General features: G+C 54.3%; 15 protein-coding genes, 1 other RNA gene and 4 pseudogenes. 11 read left to right on the forward strand and 9 right to left on the reverse strand.

The window, feature by feature from the left end:
* Positions 1-137 precede the first annotated feature (137 nt).
* Positions 138-230 (reverse strand): annotated as a pseudogene (locus ACMZI0_RS18025) (L-rhamnose/proton symporter RhaT); the annotation flags it as partial.
* Positions 231-533: 303 nt separating this feature from the next.
* Here ACMZI0_RS18025 and ACMZI0_RS18030 point away from each other — a divergent pair.
* The 4 genes from ACMZI0_RS18030 to ACMZI0_RS18045 all read left to right on the forward strand — a co-directional run bounded on the left by ACMZI0_RS18030 (position 534) and on the right by ACMZI0_RS18045 (position 2,265).
* Positions 534-671 carry a hypothetical protein gene (locus ACMZI0_RS18030; protein WP_415673995.1) on the forward strand — a complete coding sequence of 46 codons (138 nt, stop codon included), beginning with the start codon at positions 534-536 and terminating at the stop codon, positions 669-671.
* Positions 650-1,384, forward strand: a complete 735-nt coding sequence (locus ACMZI0_RS18035) for a mandelate racemase/muconate lactonizing enzyme family protein (RefSeq protein WP_415673996.1) — start codon at positions 650-652, stop codon at positions 1,382-1,384. Before ACMZI0_RS18030 ends, ACMZI0_RS18035 begins: the two co-directional genes overlap by 22 nt.
* Complete coding sequence (locus tag ACMZI0_RS18040; RefSeq protein ID WP_415673997.1) at positions 1,324-1,713, forward strand: enolase C-terminal domain-like protein; 390 nt, start codon at positions 1,324-1,326, stop codon at positions 1,711-1,713. The genes ACMZI0_RS18035 and ACMZI0_RS18040 overlap by 61 nt, the downstream gene beginning before the upstream one ends.
* A 66-nt stretch (positions 1,714-1,779) precedes the next feature.
* Positions 1,780-2,265 carry a TIGR00645 family protein gene (locus ACMZI0_RS18045; protein WP_415673998.1) on the forward strand — a complete coding sequence of 162 codons (486 nt, stop codon included), beginning with the start codon at positions 1,780-1,782 and terminating at the stop codon, positions 2,263-2,265.
* Between the two features lie 36 nt (positions 2,266-2,301).
* On the opposite strand, the gene ubiI is transcribed toward ACMZI0_RS18045, so the two are convergent.
* The 4 genes from ubiI to ACMZI0_RS18065 form a co-directional block, all read right to left on the reverse strand.
* Positions 2,302-3,522, reverse strand: coding sequence for an FAD-dependent 2-octaprenylphenol hydroxylase (ubiI, locus tag ACMZI0_RS18050; RefSeq protein WP_415673999.1), 1,221 nt, complete (start codon positions 3,520-3,522; stop codon positions 2,302-2,304).
* A gap of 24 nt (positions 3,523-3,546) precedes the next feature.
* The gene (gene ubiH, locus ACMZI0_RS18055) at positions 3,547-4,725 is read right to left on the reverse strand and encodes a 2-octaprenyl-6-methoxyphenyl hydroxylase (RefSeq protein ID WP_415674000.1); all 1,179 of its coding nucleotides are present in this window, start codon (positions 4,723-4,725) and stop codon (positions 3,547-3,549) included.
* Between the two features lie 5 nt (positions 4,726-4,730).
* Complete coding sequence (gene pepP, locus ACMZI0_RS18060; RefSeq protein ID WP_415674151.1) at positions 4,731-6,080, reverse strand: Xaa-Pro aminopeptidase; 1,350 nt, start codon at positions 6,078-6,080, stop codon at positions 4,731-4,733.
* A 74-nt stretch (positions 6,081-6,154) separates the two neighbouring features.
* Positions 6,155-6,739, reverse strand: coding sequence for a YecA family protein (locus ACMZI0_RS18065; RefSeq protein WP_415674001.1), 585 nt, complete (start codon positions 6,737-6,739; stop codon positions 6,155-6,157).
* Between the two features lie 188 nt (positions 6,740-6,927).
* Between ACMZI0_RS18065 and zapA the strand changes: the two genes are divergently transcribed.
* The 3 genes from zapA (at position 6,928) to ACMZI0_RS18080 (ending at position 8,198) form a co-directional block, all read left to right on the forward strand.
* The gene (zapA, locus tag ACMZI0_RS18070) at positions 6,928-7,257 is read left to right on the forward strand and encodes a cell division protein ZapA (protein ID WP_415674002.1); all 330 of its coding nucleotides are present in this window, start codon (positions 6,928-6,930) and stop codon (positions 7,255-7,257) included.
* A gap of 116 nt (positions 7,258-7,373) precedes the next feature.
* Positions 7,374-7,559, forward strand: a non-coding RNA gene (gene ssrS, locus ACMZI0_RS18075) — 6S RNA.
* A gap of 48 nt (positions 7,560-7,607) precedes the next feature.
* Positions 7,608-8,198, forward strand: coding sequence for a 5-formyltetrahydrofolate cyclo-ligase (locus ACMZI0_RS18080; RefSeq protein ID WP_415674003.1), 591 nt, complete (start codon positions 7,608-7,610; stop codon positions 8,196-8,198).
* Positions 8,199-8,222: 24 nt separating this feature from the next.
* Here ACMZI0_RS18080 and nadR read toward each other — a convergent pair whose 3' ends face one another.
* From nadR to serB, 3 genes are all read right to left on the reverse strand, one after another.
* Positions 8,223-9,482, reverse strand: coding sequence for a multifunctional transcriptional regulator/nicotinamide-nucleotide adenylyltransferase/ribosylnicotinamide kinase NadR (nadR, locus tag ACMZI0_RS18085; protein ID WP_415674004.1), 1,260 nt, complete (start codon positions 9,480-9,482; stop codon positions 8,223-8,225).
* Between the two features lie 95 nt (positions 9,483-9,577).
* The gene (gene radA, locus ACMZI0_RS18090; RefSeq protein WP_415674005.1) at positions 9,578-10,960 is read right to left on the reverse strand and encodes a DNA repair protein RadA; all 1,383 of its coding nucleotides are present in this window, start codon (positions 10,958-10,960) and stop codon (positions 9,578-9,580) included.
* Between the two features lie 17 nt (positions 10,961-10,977).
* Positions 10,978-11,955 (reverse strand): phosphoserine phosphatase, encoded by a 978-nt coding sequence (serB, locus tag ACMZI0_RS18095; RefSeq protein ID WP_415674006.1) that lies wholly within the window; start codon positions 11,953-11,955, stop codon positions 10,978-10,980.
* A gap of 141 nt (positions 11,956-12,096) precedes the next feature.
* Between serB and ACMZI0_RS18100 the strand changes: the two are divergent.
* Both ACMZI0_RS18100 and ACMZI0_RS18105 read left to right on the forward strand, forming a co-directional pair.
* A pseudogene (locus tag ACMZI0_RS18100) lies at positions 12,097-12,783 on the forward strand (YtjB family periplasmic protein).
* Between the two features lie 325 nt (positions 12,784-13,108).
* Positions 13,109-14,334 (forward strand): annotated as a pseudogene (locus tag ACMZI0_RS18105) (gluconate:H+ symporter).
* 61 nt (positions 14,335-14,395) lie between these two features.
* On the opposite strand, the pseudogene tam reads toward ACMZI0_RS18105, so the two are convergent.
* Positions 14,396-15,153: pseudogene (gene tam, locus ACMZI0_RS18110) on the reverse strand (trans-aconitate 2-methyltransferase).
* 249 nt (positions 15,154-15,402) lie between these two features.
* Here tam and prfC point away from each other — a divergent pair.
* Together prfC and osmY are read left to right on the forward strand one after the other, a co-directional pair.
* Positions 15,403-16,992 carry a peptide chain release factor 3 gene (gene prfC, locus ACMZI0_RS18115; protein WP_415674007.1) on the forward strand — a complete coding sequence of 530 codons (1,590 nt, stop codon included), beginning with the start codon at positions 15,403-15,405 and terminating at the stop codon, positions 16,990-16,992.
* A gap of 424 nt (positions 16,993-17,416) precedes the next feature.
* Positions 17,417-18,031: a molecular chaperone OsmY gene (osmY, locus tag ACMZI0_RS18120; RefSeq protein WP_415674008.1), complete on the forward strand. Its 615-nt coding sequence runs from the start codon at positions 17,417-17,419 to the stop codon at positions 18,029-18,031.
* Positions 18,032-18,047 lie beyond the last annotated feature (16 nt).

The following is an 18,047-nucleotide window of genomic DNA, read 5'->3' on the forward strand; positions in this document are numbered from 1 at the left end:
AACCAAGTTCATGATGTTTTAGGGACAATAAAAGCGTTACATCAGTACAGCAATTGGTATCAAATAATTTTCATTTGTGTGATTTTTGAGCGTATTAAATATTTTGCCTTTCGGTATCAAATGATTTGCCGCGCTATATGACGGACCTTTTTGAACGGGGCATAGAAGCAAGCCGCACTGGCAGCACCGACAAAATGCCAGAAAAGCCCGAGGAGAATTGCGCTATTCATAGAACCCTCTTGTTTTCATTCTAATCAGAGTAGGAGTACGTGTATGAACGCATCACGGGGGATGGTTCGATGGGGCAAGTGTAAAAAGTGAACGAGGGGGAGACCTTCCGCTCCGTGCCCTCACCGGTGTGTCACACGGCAAGATGCAAAAGGTGAATGCCACTGGTGTCACAAAAATTGCCAAAGGAAAGAATGAAATAGCGTTTCAAGTGGAAGGGCGTTTAAGCATTGACGAAGCACGGCACGCTCGGGTTATTCTAACGGTTTGGGATCCCAATCTGGCTGAAAGTAGAGTAAAGCAACGTGAAAATTACAGATGTCAAAACCATCCTGGCGAATCGCTACCTGTTTGTCGAAATTCACACCGATGAAGGTCTTGTCGGCATTGGTGAATCAGGCGGGGGTTTCTGGATGCCTCTATGGGGGCGGTGGAAGCGCTGAAAACCTACCTGATCGGGCAAGATCCGCTGCGTATTGAACACCACTGGCAGTATATGTACCGTTGCTGGCATTTTCGTGGGGCGGCTATCATGGGGGCGATCAGCGCCATCGACATCGCGCTGTGGGATATTGCGGGCAAATTCTACGATACCCCGGTCTACAACTTGCTGGGCGGTCGCTGCCGCGACAAGGCGAGGGTTTATGCCCATGCCGGGGGCAAAACCACGGAAGAGACCATCGCCAACCTGAAAAAGATGAAAGCGCAGGGTTTTACCGCGATTGGACACCTGACACCATTTCTGGATGAGTCGCTCGGCGATCCCTATTTCACCACCCATGCGAAAGAGATTGGCGAAGCCATTGAACGCATTGGTGCTTATCGCGAAGCGGTGGGGAATGACGTTGATCTCTGTATTGAGGTGCATCGCCGTCTGAAACCGCACGATGCTATCGTTTTTGCACAGGGTATTGCGCCTTATCTGCCTTACTTTATTGAAGATCCGATTGGTGCGGATAACTTTGATTCGATGGCGCAGGTGGCGGATAAGATTAACGTGCCGATTGCCACTGGCGAGCGTCTGAACAACCTGCAAGAGTTTGCCATGCTGATTAAGCGCAATGCCGTCTCCTACGTGCGGCCAGACGTGTGCATGTGCGGGGGGGGATTACCGGTGCGAAAAAAATCGCGGCGCTGGCTGAAGCGCACGACCTGATGGTGGTGCCGCATAACCCGCTTAGCCCGGTCTCTACGGCGGCCTGTTTGCAAATTGCGGTGAGCATCCCCAACTTTGCCCTGCTGGAGTATCCCGGTGACAACCAGCCCGCATTGTCGGAGAAGTTTGGCGCAACCGGCGTGGAAAATGGTGTATTGAAGCGCGACGTGGTCAAGAGCATCTTCAAGTGTGTCGACGGTTTTATGGAGATCCCCACCGCGCCGGGTATTGGCATAGAACTGGCGGATAACGTGGCAGAAAAATATCCCTACCGTCGCCGCCCGCTGAAAACTCGTCTTCATGTGGATGGCTCAGTGGTCGATCAGTAAACTGTGCGCTTTGCCGTCGTGTGCATGTTACGCGACGGTGGTTATTCACCTGCTAAAAGAAGAACTATGGAACGTTTTATTGAAAACCTGATGTACACCACGCGCTGGCTGCTGGCCCCGATCTATCTCGGGCTGTTGGCGCTGATGCTTAAATTTTTCCAGGAGGTGTTTCACATTCTGCCCAATGTGTTTGCGTTGGCAGAGGCCGATCTGATCCTGGTGCTGCTGTCGCTGATTGACATGACGCTGGTGGGGGGCCTGTTGGTGATGGTAATGCTTTCTGGCTATGAGAATTTTGTCTCGACGCTGAACATCGATGAGAACCGGGAGAAGCTGAGCTGGCTCGGCAAGATGGACTCCGGCTCGCTCAAGAACAAAGTTGCGGCATCGATCGTCGCCATTTCTTCCATTCATTTGCTGCGCGTGTTTATGGATGCGCGCAACACGCCGGATAACAAGCTGATGTGGTATGTCATTATCCACCTGACGTTTGTGCTGTCGGCGTTTCTTATGGGGTATCTGGATAAAACGACGCGCCATGAGAAGAAGTGATGTTAACGGTACGCCCACTCAGGCGTACCGCTTCACTTACTGTGGCGTAGTGGTTTGCGCCAGCCATTCCGGCAGGTCATTTAATCCCATCGCCTGACGCACCAGTACCGGCTTCACCCCCGGCAGGAGATCTGCCAGCGTCAGGCCGATATCACGCAGCAGTTTTTTCGCTGGGTTCTCTCCGTTAAACAGCTCTCTGAAACCTTGCATGCTGGCCAACATCAGCGCGGCACTGTGCTTGCGCTGGCGTTCATAGCGGCGCAGATAGAGATGTTGCCCGATATCCTTGCCTTGCCCTTGTAAGCGTTTGATTTCTGAGATAAGCGTGGCGACATCCATAAACCCGAGGTTGACGCCCTGCCCGGCGAGCGGGTGGATGGTGTGCGCGGCATCACCCACCAGAGCCAGCCGATGTGCGGCAAAGCTGCGCGCATAGCGCCCGGTTAACGGGTGTGTTTGCCGTGCACTGATTGTGGTGCACAGCCCAAGATGGGTATCAAAGGCGATCGCCAGCTGCTGGTCAAATGCCTCATTGGTCAGCGCCAGCATGGCTTCGGCCTGCAATGGCGGCAGCGACCACACAATCGAGCAGAGGTGTGCATCTGCCAACGGCAGAAACGCCAGAATGCCGTCGCCATGGAACACCTGTCGCGCCACGCCATCGTGCGGACGTTCGGTGCGTACTGTTGCCACTAGTGCGTGATGGCCGTAATCCCAGAAAGTTAGCGGAATATCTGCCTGCTGACGTAGCCAGGAGTGGGCACCGTCTGCGCCGACTACCAGCCGTGCGGTAAGCATGGTGCCATCGTCCAGCGTGATAAATGCGTCGTTCTCGCCCCAGGCCACCTGTTGCAATACCGCAGGTGCTATCAGCGTAATGTCTTTTGCCTGCTCTGCTCGCTGCCACAGAGCGCGTTGGATGACATCGTTTTCGATAATGTGGCCGAGACGGGAAAAGCCATAGGCATCTCCCTCGAAATGGATGTTGCCAAAGCTGTCTTTGTCCCACACGTACATGGCGTTATAGGGGCTGATGCGCTGTGCCTTGATGTCTTGCCAAACATCGAGATGACGCAGCAGGCATTCGCTGGCCGTGTTGATAGCGGAGACGCGCAGTGAATAAGCACCGTCGGCTGCCGTTTGCGGTGGCGTGCGCTGTTCCAGAACGGCAATACGCAGCCCGGAATGTTGTAGCCCACAGGCTAATGCCAGACCGATCATGCCGCCGCCCGCGATAACCACATCAAATGATTGCATAAGCACTATTTCCTGTTGCTTGCATTAACGATCGACCCAGCCCAGCGTGCGGCGCGCAAAGGTATCACGCACGGGCGCAACGGTATTCAAGGTCATCAAACCCAGATTACGGCCCACTTCCAGCGTGGTAAAACTGTTGGCGAACAGGCGCGCCAGACCGTCGGTCAGCGCAATCGTAGCCTGCTGGTCCGGCTCTCGACGCTGTGCGTAGCGGCTCAGCACGCGATAATTGCCGGCGTCTTCCTGATGCGCGGCGGCCTGCGTAAGGGTTTCTGCCAGCGACATCACGTCGCGCAGTCCCAGATTGAAACCCTGACCGGCAATCGGGTGCAGCGTTTGCGCTGCATTGCCCACCAACGCCACGCGATGAGCGATATGGCGCGCCGCCGTCACCAGCCGCAACGGATACGTGTGGCGTTCGCCGATATGGGTTATTGCTCCCAGTCGCCAGCCAAACGCGTGTTGTAGCGCAGCGCGACATTCGGCGTCACTCCAGGCAGCGACCTGTGTCTGGTTCGCCAAGGGGTGGCACCACACCAGCGAACTGCGCCCACCGCGCATCGGCAGCAGTGCCAACGGGCCGTCAGGGGTAAAACGCTCAAAGGCTTTGCCTGCGTGAGGCTGCTGGGTGCGGATGTTGGCAATAACGGCAAACTGCGGATATTCCTCTGTCACCCATTGCATACCACAAGCCTGCGCCAACGCTGAGGACGAGCCGTCTGCCGCCACTAAAAGCTGCCCGCGCAGCGTGCTGCCGTCATCCAGTTGCAGTGTGGCATCTTCTGCGCTGCGCTCAACGTGCACCACCTTGCGCGGGCAGTGCACACGCACGCCCGGCGCATTGTGGAGTAACCGAAACAGGGTTTGCCCAATCTGATGCAGTTCCACCACATAACCCAGCGCGGCGGCTCGGTAGTCGCGGGCCTGCATGTTGACCACGCCTGCGTGGCCGCGATCGCTGACGTGCACCGTGGTGATAGGTTCAGCCTCGCCCACAATGGCTTGCCAGACACCGATACGTTTGAGCTGTTGCACCGTGCCTTCCGCCAGAGCAATGGCGCGCGCGTCGAAGCCGGGATGCGCGCTGTCCAGCGGCGAGTGTGCTTCAACCACCTCGGCGGGAAGGGTGCCGCCGGAAAGGGCGGAAATGGCCAGTGCCAGTGTGGCTCCCGCCATACCACCGCCGACTATCAGGATCGTCATGGCGATTATCTCGCTGCCTGTCGTGCCGCGCTGGCCTGCGCCATCAGCGCTTCAATTTCATCGGCGTCTTTGACCACGCCAGCTGTTAACACCTCGTTACCGCTGTCAGTAATCAGAATATCATCCTCGATGCGGATACCGATGCCGCGATACTCATGGGGCACTTTGGCGTCTGGGGCGATATATAGCCCCGGTTCGACGGTGAGCACCATGCCGGGTTCCAGCAGACGACTGCGATCTGGGGCACCGTAATCGCCGACATCATGCACGTCCAGTCCCAACCAATGGCTGAGACCATGCATGTAGAACGCACGGTGCGCCTGTTCAGCGATCAGCTCATCGACGCTACCTTTCAGCACGCCGAGTTTGACCAGCCCCTCGACCATGATACGGATCACCTGCTCGTTCACTTCGCGAATGCTGACACCTGGCTTGAACAGCACCAGCGCTTTGCGTTGCGAAGCCAGCACAATGTCGTAAATCGCGCGCTGTGGGGCGCTGAATTTCCCGCTAACCGGGAAGGTGCGCGTGATATCGCCGGCATAGCCCTGATATTCACAACCGGCGTCAATCAGTACCAAATCGCCTTCGCGCATTTGCCGCTCGTTCTCGGTGTAGTGCAGAATGCAGCCGTTATCACCGCTGCCGACAATGGTGTTATAGGAGGGGGAGCGTGCGCCGTGGCGGGTAAATTCATGATGAATCTCCCCTTCCAACTGGTACTCGTACATCCCGGGTTCACAGCTTGTCATGGCACGGGTGTGGGCCTTGGCGGTGATCTCTCCGGCCCGGCGCATCAGTTCTATCTCTTTCGGCGATTTAAACAGGCGCATTTCATGCACCCAGGGGCGCCAGTCGGTCAGCGTGGGCGGAGCGATGAGACCCTGACGCGTGCCCCGCCGCAGTGTCTCCAGCGCGTTGAATACCAGACTGTCGGCGTAGTCATACAGCCCTTGTGCATGATAAATCACATCCAGTCCGTTCAGCAGCAGATGCAATTGCGCATTGATGTCGGTAAAGGGCAGGGCGCGATCGACATTCAAGAGCGACGGGGCCGCTTCTTGTCCCAGGCGGCGGCCAAACCAGATTTCCGCCGTGACGTCGCGCACGCGGTTGAACAGCAAGGTATGGTGATGGTGTTCATCGCTCTTTACCAGTAACAGCACCGCTTCCGGCTCGTTAAATCCGGTGAAGTACCAGAAATCGCTGTTTTGGCGGTAAGGATACTCACTGTCAGCGCTGCGCGTTGCCTCTGGCGCAGCGAAAAAGAGGGCTGCGCTGGCCGGTGCCATTTTTTCCAGCAACTGCTGGCGGCGGCGAGTATATTCCTGACAAAAAGCGTCTTGTTGAATCATCACCTGCCCTTGTTTGATACGCCTTCGGTGATTCCCTTCCTGTGCGGGAATCACTGGGGTAATGCCTGATGCACTTAGTGTAGCGTCGGTTTTTTCTTCTCCGGTGCGGTTTGTACCGGACGGTTATACTCGCTGTGGCAGAGAATGGCAGAGACTCTGACGTATTCGATGATTTCTTCCAGCGATTGCGCCAGCTCTTCCTGATCTTCATCTTCGTCATAGCCGAGCTGCGCAATATTGCGTAAATCGTCGATGGCTTCTTTCAGTTCGCCCTGGGCCTTGTTCAAACGTGGCTGAACGACTCCCAGCCCGAGCAGAAAGTGATTGACCCATCCGGCCAGCGCATCGGCACGATCAAATACGCTCACTGCCGTGTTGTCGTCATCCGGCAGCAGCAACTGGAATTCAAAGTCGCTCTCTTCCAGTGCCTCTTTCGTGACCTGATACAGCGTTTGCAGAGGTTGAGACACAAGGTGAGAGAACGCCAAACCATCGTTTGTCAGTTCGTGTAACAGCGTTTTCCAGCTGTCATCATTGTTGCCCCCGCACAGGATACCGCTGATAAGCCCATGCATTTCCGCTGCCGTCAGTGCAACTTGTTGCTGTGTAAGGAGCGTGTCTATGGTTTCATAGCCGGGATACGTGGTTTCTATGGACATGTGCTTTGGTCATCGTTGACGGATTGGTATCGTGTTATGCTACCACCAAGCTCTGCTGCTATGCCAGAAAGGGCTTGTTTCTTCTAAGTTGAGTTATTATAGTGGCGCCCGCGTGAATGGGCTGTTGCCAGCCAGTGATATGAATTTTTTCTGCGGGCGCAGAAAACGAAATGAGGCAGGAAAGGGGCATGTCTGCACAACCAGTAGATATTCAAATCTTTGGCCGTTCGTTAAGAGTCAATTGTCCGCCGGAACAACAGGAAGCGTTGAATCAGGCTGCGGAAGATCTTAACCAGCGGTTGCAGGATCTCAAAGTACGCACACGCGTGACCAACACGGAACAATTGGTGTTTATTGCCGCGCTGAACGTATGCCATGAGCTGGCGCAAGAGCGCCTGAAAACGCGGGATTATGCCGCGAACATGGAGCAGCGGATCCGCATGTTGCAGCAGACCATCGAGCAGGCATTGCTGGAGCAAGGGCGCATCAGTGAGCGCCATGGCACGCCCTTCGAATGAGTCAAGTGGGCGGCATGGCTACGGGTCGCGTTTTGGTTTTTTAAATTGATTTTTGCTAGTTGCCCGATGTTTTTCGCTATAAAGCGTGATAGAGTTATTCACGAGTAAAGAATAAAATTTCTCTGAGGTGTTTGTCTGTGCGGGTCAGTCCCCTGAGCCGATATTTCAAACCAACAGAATGTAACGCTCCGCAGCCGGTGAGCATGCTCGGTTCGTCCGAGAAGCCTTAAGGTTGCGACGGTATGTTCACCTTGAACCAAGGGTTCAAGGGTTACTACCTGCGGCGGCATCTCGGAGATCCCTTCTCTACCTTTCTTTATCCCTCTTATTTGCCTATGAATTCTGCATCTATGCCCATTTCGCCACAGCAACAGCGTCAGGCAATGCGCGATCGCGTGCGTCAGCTGCGTCGTGCGCTCACACCGGAACAGCAAACCCGATTTGCCTGCCAGATTGTCGAACGCGCGTGGGAGCAGCCCGAAGTGCAGCAGGCGCAGCGGATTGCGCTGTTTTTGTCGTTTGATGGCGAGCTGGATACCCAGCCATTGATTGCAAGTCTGTGGCAACAGGGAAAAGCGGTGTATCTGCCGGTGCTGCACCCGTTTTCCCCGGGGCATCTGCTGTTTTTACAGTACGATGCGCAGACGCCACTGGTGAGGAATCGCCTCAAGATCCTTGAGCCGCGTCTGGATGTGCGCCATGTGCTGCCGTTGACCCAGCTCGACGTTCTGTTTACCCCGTTGGTGGCGTTTGATGCGCAGGGGCAACGCCTGGGTATGGGAGGCGGATTTTATGACCGGACGTTGCAGGGCTGGCAGCAGCGGGGGCCATACCCCATTGGGCTGGCCCATGACTGCCAGCAGGTGGATGCCATCCCGAGCGAAGCGTGGGACATTCCCTTACCCGCCATTCTGACACCCTCTCGCCGCTGGCAGTGGTAGCGTGTAGCTAATCTCGCTGGTTGATTACAGTGTCGGTGCATCTGGCCCGCCGGACGTGTGGTGCGATAGCATTTGCTGCACCAGTTCCACACAGCGCAGGAAACGCGAATCATAGTCTGATTCAGTTACGTGTACATAAGCGACGTTGTTCTTCACCAGCATGTTCTTCAGTAGCGTTTGGAACGCGCTACGCGCGGTACTGCTACCCAGGCTACGTAAGCCATCTGCCATCCAGGGCGTATTGTTTTCCAGCAGAATCACCAGATCAAACCGATATTCGTCAATCAGCGCCTGAACAAAGGGGTGCTCGCGTCCTTCATACTGCTTGCAGAATGCCTGGGTCGTGATGAAATCGGTATCGATAAAGGCCACTTTGTTGGCGTATTTAACTGCAAAATCAATATATTGTGCCTGTCCAAGCGCGATTTTGTCGTAGTCGGAATATTGCAGCGCCATCTCATCTTCGCCCAGATGGGAGAAAACGTAATCGCGGCCAAATTCCCAGGCGCTGGTGGTGTTGAAGATATTGGCGAGCTTATTGACCAGCGTTGATTTACCGCTGGATTCACCGCCGAGGATGGCGACAGTGCGCACGAAAAAGGGTTTAACTTCAGTGGGAATGTAATCCCAGTAGCGGAACGGATCGTGACGGATCTGCGCGCCGCTGATATTCATAAATGAGCGTTCCGGGTCAACCAATACCGCATCGATGCCCAAATGTTCTCGATACTGAGGGGCATCTTTTGCTTCGCTGGTGTAGACAAAGTTGGGCTCAATCGCCTTCTCTTGCATAAAGGCTTTGATGCCGCGGCTCCATGCATCCCAGCCGTGCGGATAGGGTTCCATGCCTTCTTCGTTGAAGGCGTGAATACGGATATTTTTCTGATATTTAAAGGTTTGTAGCAGCCAACGCAGACGATCGCTCACGGTGGGCTGCTGCGACATGGCGCTGTGCTCAAACAGTAAACGGTCACGTGATTCATCATAACCCAGGATCACATGCAACTCGTCAACCTGACTACAGGCGCGCTGGATCAGGTAGATATGGCCGGTATGCAGTGGATAAAACTTGCCGAATACCACCCCGATGGTTTTGTCGTGACGGGGAAATTCCAGTTCAAGAAAGCGGTGCAGCGCTTCCAGTTTCTGGGCGCTGGGGTTTTTGATCTTGGCATTCAGCAACTGGCTGAGATAGCCCTTTGTCATGCCGGTTGCATCGGCAACCTGCTGAAGGGTAAACCCTTTCTTGCGGATGGTGGGTTTCAGGTAATCAAAAGATGACATCGTCAGGCACTCTTGGTTTAGCACGTGTGTTTAGCATGCTAAACCAAGATACCACAAGCTTGCCTAACCTGCGCGAATGTTACCGCAGATTGGCGCTACAGATCGTCGAGGATCGCCAGCGCGTCGGTCAGCTTTTTGACGCCAAACACCTGCATGTTGGCGGGTGGGCGCTTTGGCGCATTGGCATGCGGGACGATAGCGCATTTAAAGCCGTGCTTGGCAGCTTCAGAAATGCGCTCCTGACCGCTGGGCACTGGCCTTATCTCGCCAGACAGCCCCACTTCGCCAAACACCACCAGATCTTGCGGCAGTGGCCTGTCGCGCAGACTGGAAACTAGCGATAACAGCAGTGCCAGATCGGCGCTGGTTTCGGTGACTTTTACGCCGCCGACCACGTTAACGAACACATCCTGATCCGCCATTTGCAGCCCGCCGTGGCGGTGTAGCACGGCGAGTAAAAGTGCCAGTCGATTCTGTTCCAGACCGACGGCGACGCGGCGGGGGTTTGCCATCATCGAATGGTCGACCAGCGCCTGAATCTCCACCAGCAGCGGGCGCGTGCCTTCCCACACCACCATAACGGAGCTGCCGGACATGACTTCATCACCCCGGCTAAGAAAAATGGCGGAGGGGTTGCTGACTTCGCGCAATCCCTGCTCCGTCATGGCGAATACACCCAGTTCGTTGACGGCACCGAAACGGTTTTTGTGGCTACGCAGGGTACGAAAACGGGAATCTGCATCACCATCCAACAGCACGGAACAGTCAATGCAGTGCTCCAGCACTTTGGGGCCAGCCAATGAGCCATCTTTAGTGACGTGGCCCACCATCACGATAGCGACACCGCGCGTTTTGGCAAAGCGGGTGAGATAGGCGGCGGTTTCCCTCACCTGCGCCACGCTGCCGGGTGAGGATTGGATATCGGCCAGATGCATCACCTGAATGGAGTCTATCACCATCAGTCTGGGCTGCTCTTGTTCGGCAATCAGGCAAATTTGCTCGATGCTGGTTTCGGACAGCATATTGAGGTGCTGCGTCGGTAGGCCCAAGCGGTGTGCACGCATCGCCACCTGCTGTAGTGACTCCTCCCCGGTGACGTACAGGGTTTTCATCTGTTCGGAGAGTTTGCACAGGGTTTGCAGCAGCAGGGTACTTTTACCTGCGCCAGGGTTGCCGCCGATCAGAATGGCGCTGCCGGGCACCACGCCGCCGCCTAACACGCGGTCGAACTCGCTAAATCCGGTGGAAAAACGTGGTAGCGCTTCCAGGCTGATGTCAGACAGCTTTTGTACGCGGCTGATGCCCTCATGTTCGCCCGCATAGCCGGTACGACGATCGCTGCGGGACGTCGCGGCGGCAGCCAGCCGAACTTCGGTAATGGTGTTCCAGGCGTTGCAGGCGCTACATTGTCCCTGCCAGCGCGGGTAGTCGGCACCACATTCGTTGCAAACGAAGGCGCGTTTAACGGCTTTTGCCACGGTTCACCTCACTGCTGTTAGCGTTTTTCGTGCCGCAGGCTGCCGCTCAGCACGCACATCACGCCGGTTAAATCGGCGTGATGGATGCTGACGGGCGCCTGCTCATTCACTTTGGGCTTGGCATGATAGGCGATGCCGAGTCCAGATGCCTTGATCATCACCAGATCGTTGGCACCGTCACCGATGGCAATGGTCTGCTCTTCGGGGATCTCCAGCTTTTCTGCCAGTTGGCGCAGGGTTTTTGCTTTATATTTGGCATCGACGATCGGACCGACCACTTCTCCGGTCAGTTTGCCGTCGCGCAGGCCCATTTCGTTGGCCACTGCTGCAACCAGGCCGAGTTTCTCTTTCAGATGATCGGCGAAATAGGTAAAGCCGCCGGACGCGATGGCAACGTGCCAGCCTGCTGCCTGCAACTGTTCTACCATGTAGGTCAGTCCCGGCATCAGCGGCAGATTTTTACGCACTTTTTGCAGGATATCTGCATCGGCCCCCTTCAGAGTACCCACGCGTTCGCGCAGACTGGAGGAGAAATCCAGCTCACCGCGCATCGCCAGCTCGGTAATCGCTGCCACCTTTTCTACGGTGCCTGCCAGTTTGGCAATTTCATCAATACACTCAGTCTGGATGGCTGTGGAGTCCATGTCCATCACCAGCAAACCGGGCGCACGCAGCGTCGGGGTGTTGCACATCGGGGCTACATCCATCCCCAGTTCGTGAGCCAGTTTGGTGGCACGTGGCGTGAGCGAACCGGCCAAACGCACTACCTGATAATCTTCAACGTTCCAGGCGCTAACGATCACCATCGCCGCACCGAGCTTGCGCTGGTAGCGTGAGAGCAAATTTTTGTCGAGTACGTCACCGTAGAGCAGCCAGCCGGTGTCCTCTGCACGGTAGTCGAGCGGCATCACTTCATCACCGCTGAGTGATAACGGCAGTCCCGGCCAACAGTTAATCCCGTTTGGGAGATCGCGGTAGGTCTGACTATTCGGCATGGGGCATCCTCTTCTGGCAAAAATAGCGCGTACTGACGCGGGTAAACATAACAGAACATCACTCAGAAAACAGGGCAACAAGCTATCCTATCGTCAGCGCTTCTGGCAACATGAAAGTATGCAAATCGCTCAGGGATTCTCATGGCCCACACCCGGTTAAAATTCCGCTTACATCGTACCGCCATTGTGCTGATCTGCCTGGCGCTGCTGGTTGCCTTGATGCAGGGCGCATCTTATTTTCAGCCTGAGCCATCAAATGGCGCGTTCCGAGCAGGTTGAAGACATTGCGCGCACGCTGGCGCGACAGGTTGCTTTCAGCCTGACGCCTCTGATGGAAAGCAACGATGATAACAGCCAGAAAATCAGCACGATGCTGGCGCAGTTGACGCAAAATAGCCGCATTCTTGACGCAGCACTCTATCAGCAAGACGGTTCGTTGATTGCCCGCACTGGGGAAGAAGTGGTGGTTCGCGATCGGCTGGCGCTGGATGGTAAGCGGGTTGGTAGCTATTTCAACCATCAGATTGTGCAGCCCATCAACGGCAAGGATGGCCCGATCGGTTTTCTGCGCATGACGCTCGATACTCACATATTGGCGACCGAAGCCACAAGCAGGTCGACAATACCACCAATATTTTGCGTCTGATGATTTTGTTGGCGTTGGCGATCGGCATTATTCTGGCCCGTACACTGTTGCAGCACCGCCGTAGCCGCTGGCAGCAATCGCCCTATCTGCTCACCGCCAACACACCGGTGAAAGAAGATGACGTGAGCACGCCAGCGTCCGTGCCGGAGGAGAAAACGGACAAGTCCGAGTCATCGCAATAGATCGATAACGGTGGCCCGTGTTGTTACGTGCTGCCGTAGCCATTTCCCGCCTTTTGGTTCCCCTCTTCGCTTTATTGGTATAATACGTTTCTCATTAGCCTGATGTTTGTCGTATACGTTGCATTTATTTTTGTGATTTAAATCACGCGATCGCCATAGTCATTTTCCCCCATAAAAAAATATTTAATCTTCATCACAGTTTTTGGCACATTGCGGGCGCTTAATTGGTAGGGCATATTTTGTTATGGTAGTGTATGTAGAAAAGAAATGTCTGACTGATTTTGTTTTTTTATTCAATGTTGACGGGGAAAATATGAATTTCATTATTGAGGCGCTGCCCATTATATGGGTGGCTCTGGGTGTCGTTTTGCTGTTAATTTTAAATATGAAATTTAAAATAGTACGCTGGGGCATCTGGCATTAATTATTCTGTTTGGTGCCATTCTGGGTAAATTAATGGTGGATTCCGGTGCCGCGCAGCGGGTTTCATCAACGCTACTGAAAAAATTCGGGCCGCAGAAAGTCCAATGGGCCATCCTGGTGATTGGGTTGATTTTCGGTCTGGCCATGTTCTATGAAGTGGCCTTCTTGATTTTGGTTCCGTTGATTATCAGTATCGCCCGAGAAGCAAAAATCCCTTTCCTGAAGCTGGGTATCACCATGGTCGCCGCCGCAACCACGGCGCATAGCCTTTTCCCGCCTCAGCCCGGCCCCACTGCGCTGGTGACTGCATTCCATGCGGATATGGGGATGGTTTATATTTACGGTATTATCGTTGCCATTACTACCGTGATTTGCTCGGGGATACTTTTACCCAAACTTCTGGGAAATTTGGATCGTCCCATTCCTGAGTTATTAGAATTGCAAAAAGTATTTTCTGATGATGAAATGCCAAGCTTTGCGGTTAGCCTTTTGGTGCCATTGATCCCGGCCATTATTATTACTGGTGTTACGGTGCTGAAGTTGTTTATTGCCAAAAATAGCGTGGTGCTGCCTTTCCTTAATTTTATCGGCAGTGCGCAAATCAGTATGTTGATTGCCGTATTGGTCAGTCTGTTTGCATTTGGCGTTAATCGTGGCAGGAGTATGTCCGATGTCATGAAATCCTATACCGTTGCCATTGAAAAAGTGGCCATGGTGGTCTTTATCATTGGTGCGGGCGGTGCGTTTAAACAAATTATCATGGATGCCGGCGTCGGCGATTATATCGCGGATATGATGCGTAATTCATCGGTATCACCGTTAATCATGGCCTGGTTTATTACCGTGCTGCTGCGTCTTGAGACGGGGGCCGGCACCGTCTCAGCCATCACGGCGGCAGGGATTGTCGGCCCGATGATCACCACATTTAACGTTAACCCGGCGTTGATGGTGCTCGCCACCGCATCCGGGAGTAACACCCTTACGCACGTTAACGATGCCGCTTTCTGGTTGTTCAAAGAGTATTTTGGGCTGTCGATTAAAGACACCTTCAAGACCTGGGGGCTGTTGGAACTGACCAACTCTGTCGTGGGGTTACTGATCGTGCTGCTGCTTTCGCTGGTAGTATAACCCTTTCACGTGTAGTGATTGCCTCAGGCCTGCCAGTGCGGGCCTTTTCTTTGCGTGTCACTTAGCGTTTGCGCGCCACGATAAACAGACGTGGGAACGCCAGCAGGCGTTTGCCGTCGGCGTGTGGCGGGTAGGCGGTTTCTAGATGTTGGCGATATGTCTCAAGGAATGCGGCCTGCTCAGCGTCGTCAAGCGACGCTGAGCAGGCCAGTGGCGCGGAGCCAATCGACAATCGCCTGTGCGTCGTCCATCCGGTGATAGTAGGTGGTGCGCCACACGTCTACCTCGCAACCGGCATCCGCCAGAAGATCATAATAGGCGCTGCTGGTGAGCAGGCGCTGGCGCACACTTGCGGTATCGCCAATTTTATCACTCCAGTTTCCCTGTTCGGCCACAGTGCGCATCAACCGATGGCTGGGTTTGTCCAGGTTATCCGACATCTGCACCGCCAGCATGCCGCCTTGGGCCAACTGCTGTGCCAGGTGCGGAAACAGTTGTGTGTGCTCCGGCACCCATTGCAACGAGGCGTTGGCATAAATCACATCCTGTGGTTGTGCGGGCTGCCAGGTAGCGATATCCGCTTGCACAAACTGTTGTAGCGGCAGGCGCTTGCGCCAGCATGGCTGACGAGCTATCGACGCCGGTCACGGTAGCGTGCGGCCACGCCTGTGTTAACAACTCGGTGCTGTTACCCGGCCCACAGCCCAGATCGCTCACGGTGTTAGGGTTGGGATATGCGATGCGGGCAACCAGCTCCTGTGCCGGGCGGGTGCGTTCGTTGGCAAAGTGTAAATAGAGCTCGGGGTTCCAATCTTTCATCGGTGCTCCTGATCGGTTACTGACAGCGGCAGGGTAAAAAAACAGCATGCCGGATTTCTTCACTCAACGTTTGTGGGCATGCGTTGCCTTTTATTTCCAGCGTGTTGCGCGAATATGAGCCGATTGATTGTGTCTCATCAGCAAATCAGGGAAAATACTCGGCTAATACGCTTTTTTCCACTTTGCCTGACGCGAACATCCCAGTGCTGATGCTCTCGCCGGATGGTTAATATAAGAAACCTGAAAATCATGTCTCCAAGTGAATACGCCCGCGAAGTTGCGAAACGCAGAACGTTCGCAATTATCTCTCACCCCGATGCCGGTAAAACCACCATTACCGAGAAGGTGCTGCTGTTCGGACAGGCCATTCAGACCGCCGGGACGGTGAAGGGGCGCGGCTCGAATCAGCACGCCAAGTCGGACTGGATGGAGATGGAAAAGCAGCGTGGTATCTCCATCACCACGTCAGTGATGCAGTTCTCGTATCGGGATGCGCTGGTCAATCTGCTGGATACCCCGGGGCACGAAGACTTCTCCGAGGATACCTACCGTACCCTGACGGCGGTGGACTGTTGCCTGATGGTGATTGATGCGGCAAAAGGGGTGGAAGATCGTACCCGTAAGCTGATGGAAGTGACTCGTCTGCGTGATACGCTAATCCTGACGTTCATGAACAAGCTTGACCGTGATATCCGCGATCCGATGGAGGTGCTGGATGAGGTCGAGAATGAACTGAAAATCGACTGTGCGCCGATTACCTGGCCGATTGGCTGCGGTAAGCTGTTCAAGGGCGTTTACCATCTGTACAAGGATGAAACCTACCTCTACCAGAGCGGTAAGGGCCACACGATTCAGGAAGTGCGCATCGTCAAAGGGCTGAATAATCCGGATCTGGATAAAGCAGTTGGTGACGATCTGGCAGCGCAACTGCGTGAAGAGCTGGAGCTGGTGCAGGGCGCTTCCCATGAGTTCGATCAGGAAGCGTTTCTGGCGGGTTCTCTGACGCCGGTGTTTTTCGGGACTGCGTTGGGTAACTTCGGTGTCGATCATATGCTGGACGGGCTGGTTGCCTGGGCGCCCGCACCGATGCCGCGCAACACTGATACCCGTACCGTCACGGCGCAGGAAGAGAAATTCACCGGTTTTGTGTTCAAAATTCAGGCGAACATGGACCCGAAACACCGCGACCGCGTCGCCTTTATGCGCGTGGTATCGGGCAAGTATGAAAAGAGCATGAAGCTGCGTCAGGTGCGTACCGGCAAAGAAGTGATCATTTCCGATGCGCTGACCTTTATGGCGGGTGATCGTTCCCATGTGGAAGAGGCATTCCCCGGCGATATCATTGGGTTGCACAACCACGGTACGATCCATATTGGTGATACCTTTACGCAGGGTGAGGATATGAAATTCACCGGTATCCCGAACTTTGCGCCGGAGTTGTTCCGCCGTATCCGTCTGCGCGATCCGCTAAAGCAGAAACAATTGCTCAAAGGGCTGGTACAGCTCTCGGAAGAGGGCGCTGTGCAGGTGTTCCGCCCGCTTGCTAACAACGATTTGATTGTGGGAGCCGTGGGGGTATTGCAGTTTGACGTGGTGGTTGCGCGCCTGAAGTCAGAGTACAATGTGGAAGCCATCTATGAATCGGTCAACGTCTCCACTGCGCGTTGGGTTGAGTGTGCCGATGCGAAGAAATTTGAAGAGTTCAAGCGTAAGAACGAATTGCATCTGGCGCTCGATGGCGGTGACAACCTGGCTTATGTGGCTCCGACCATGGTGAACCTGAATTTGACGCAGGAACGCTACTCGGATGTCACCTTCTTTAAAACCCGCGAACATTGATTTTCTCTCGCGATTGCGTTTTAGACGGTTAAAAAACCGGCGTTTAAAAAGATTCAGGTACGCAGCTCGACTTTTTAGTCACCGGTTTTATTTTATTTATATTTATCAATGAATTCTGTGGATTTCATCTGATATTCCTTCCCCCTTTGATATTCCTTCCTCCTTTTTTCCCACGGACAGATCCGAAATGCCGTCGGAACGGGACTTTTCCTCCCTATTCCGCTAGGAATCGTCGTTCCATGCACTATAGTTAATATCGCGTTAACAATTAGTGAGTTTCACTGCTGGTGATAAATCATGTAGTTCGTTATATCGACTACAGGATATTTGGCAACGTTAAACGCTTGGTTTTTGCTGAGTTGTATTGAGTGCCAACACCCGCGTGATTGATGTCCGCGTGGACCATAGCAAAAGGAAATAATCGATGAAAAACATCCTTAACGCAAAAACGATGATGGCTGTTGTACTGGGAACTCTGCTGACGGCTGGGAATGCACTGGCAGAAGAGACGCTGGGGCAAAAAGTGCAGCAGGCGGCGACAACGACGGGCGCAAAGATTGACAGTTCTCTCCAGAAAGCTTCTGGATATATGGATGACAGCACCATCACCGCCAAGGTGAAGAGTGCCCTAATGGATGATAAGGTGATCGACAGTGGAGACATTTCAGTCTCCACCACCAAAGGTGTGGTTACGCTGACCGGTTTTGTCCCTAGTCAGGCCGTGGCAGCGCAGGCAGTCGCGGTGGCGACCAAAACTGAAGGCGTACAGTCGGTGAGCGACAAATTGCAAATCAAGGATAACGCTACTCAGTCAGTGGGTTCCTATACCGATGATGCGGTCATCACCAGCAGTATCAAAGCCAAACTGCTGGCTGACAAAATCGTGCCGTCACGCCACGTGAAAGTGGAGACTCAGGAAGGGGTCGTGCAACTGAGCGGTAACGTGAAAAACACCGCGCAGTCAGCGCGTGCGGAGAGTATCGCCAAAGCGGTTTCCGGTGTGAAAAGCGTCAAAAATGATCTGACAGTCACCCATTAATGGGCCCGTTGCCCCT

The organism is Symbiopectobacterium sp., assembly GCF_047692315.1.
In the GTDB taxonomy this organism is placed as follows: Bacteria; Pseudomonadota; Gammaproteobacteria; order Enterobacterales; family Enterobacteriaceae; genus Symbiopectobacterium.

Excerpts from the sequence above, each read along its gene's own strand:
- ACMZI0_RS18035 (WP_415673996.1), top strand. The coding sequence starts at position 650 with ATGGGGGCGGTGGAAGCGCTGAAAACCTACCTGATCGGGCAAGATCCG.
- ACMZI0_RS18045 (WP_415673998.1), top strand. The coding sequence starts at position 1,780 with ATGGAACGTTTTATTGAAAACCTGATGTACACCACGCGCTGGCTGCTG.
- ubiI (WP_415673999.1), bottom strand. The coding sequence starts at position 3,522 with ATGCAATCATTTGATGTGGTTATCGCGGGCGGCGGCATGATCGGTCTG.
- ubiH (WP_415674000.1), bottom strand. The coding sequence starts at position 4,725 with ATGACGATCCTGATAGTCGGCGGTGGTATGGCGGGAGCCACACTGGCA.
- pepP (WP_415674151.1), bottom strand. The coding sequence starts at position 6,080 with ATGATTCAACAAGACGCTTTTTGTCAGGAATATACTCGCCGCCGCCAG.
- ACMZI0_RS18065 (WP_415674001.1), bottom strand. The coding sequence starts at position 6,739 with ATGTCCATAGAAACCACGTATCCCGGCTATGAAACCATAGACACGCTC.
- zapA (WP_415674002.1), top strand. The coding sequence starts at position 6,928 with ATGTCTGCACAACCAGTAGATATTCAAATCTTTGGCCGTTCGTTAAGA.
- ACMZI0_RS18080 (WP_415674003.1), top strand. The coding sequence starts at position 7,608 with ATGCCCATTTCGCCACAGCAACAGCGTCAGGCAATGCGCGATCGCGTG.
- nadR (WP_415674004.1), bottom strand. The coding sequence starts at position 9,482 with ATGTCATCTTTTGATTACCTGAAACCCACCATCCGCAAGAAAGGGTTT.
- serB (WP_415674006.1), bottom strand. The coding sequence starts at position 11,955 with ATGCCGAATAGTCAGACCTACCGCGATCTCCCAAACGGGATTAACTGT.
- prfC (WP_415674007.1), top strand. The coding sequence starts at position 15,403 with ATGTCTCCAAGTGAATACGCCCGCGAAGTTGCGAAACGCAGAACGTTC.
- osmY (WP_415674008.1), top strand. The coding sequence starts at position 17,417 with ATGAAAAACATCCTTAACGCAAAAACGATGATGGCTGTTGTACTGGGA.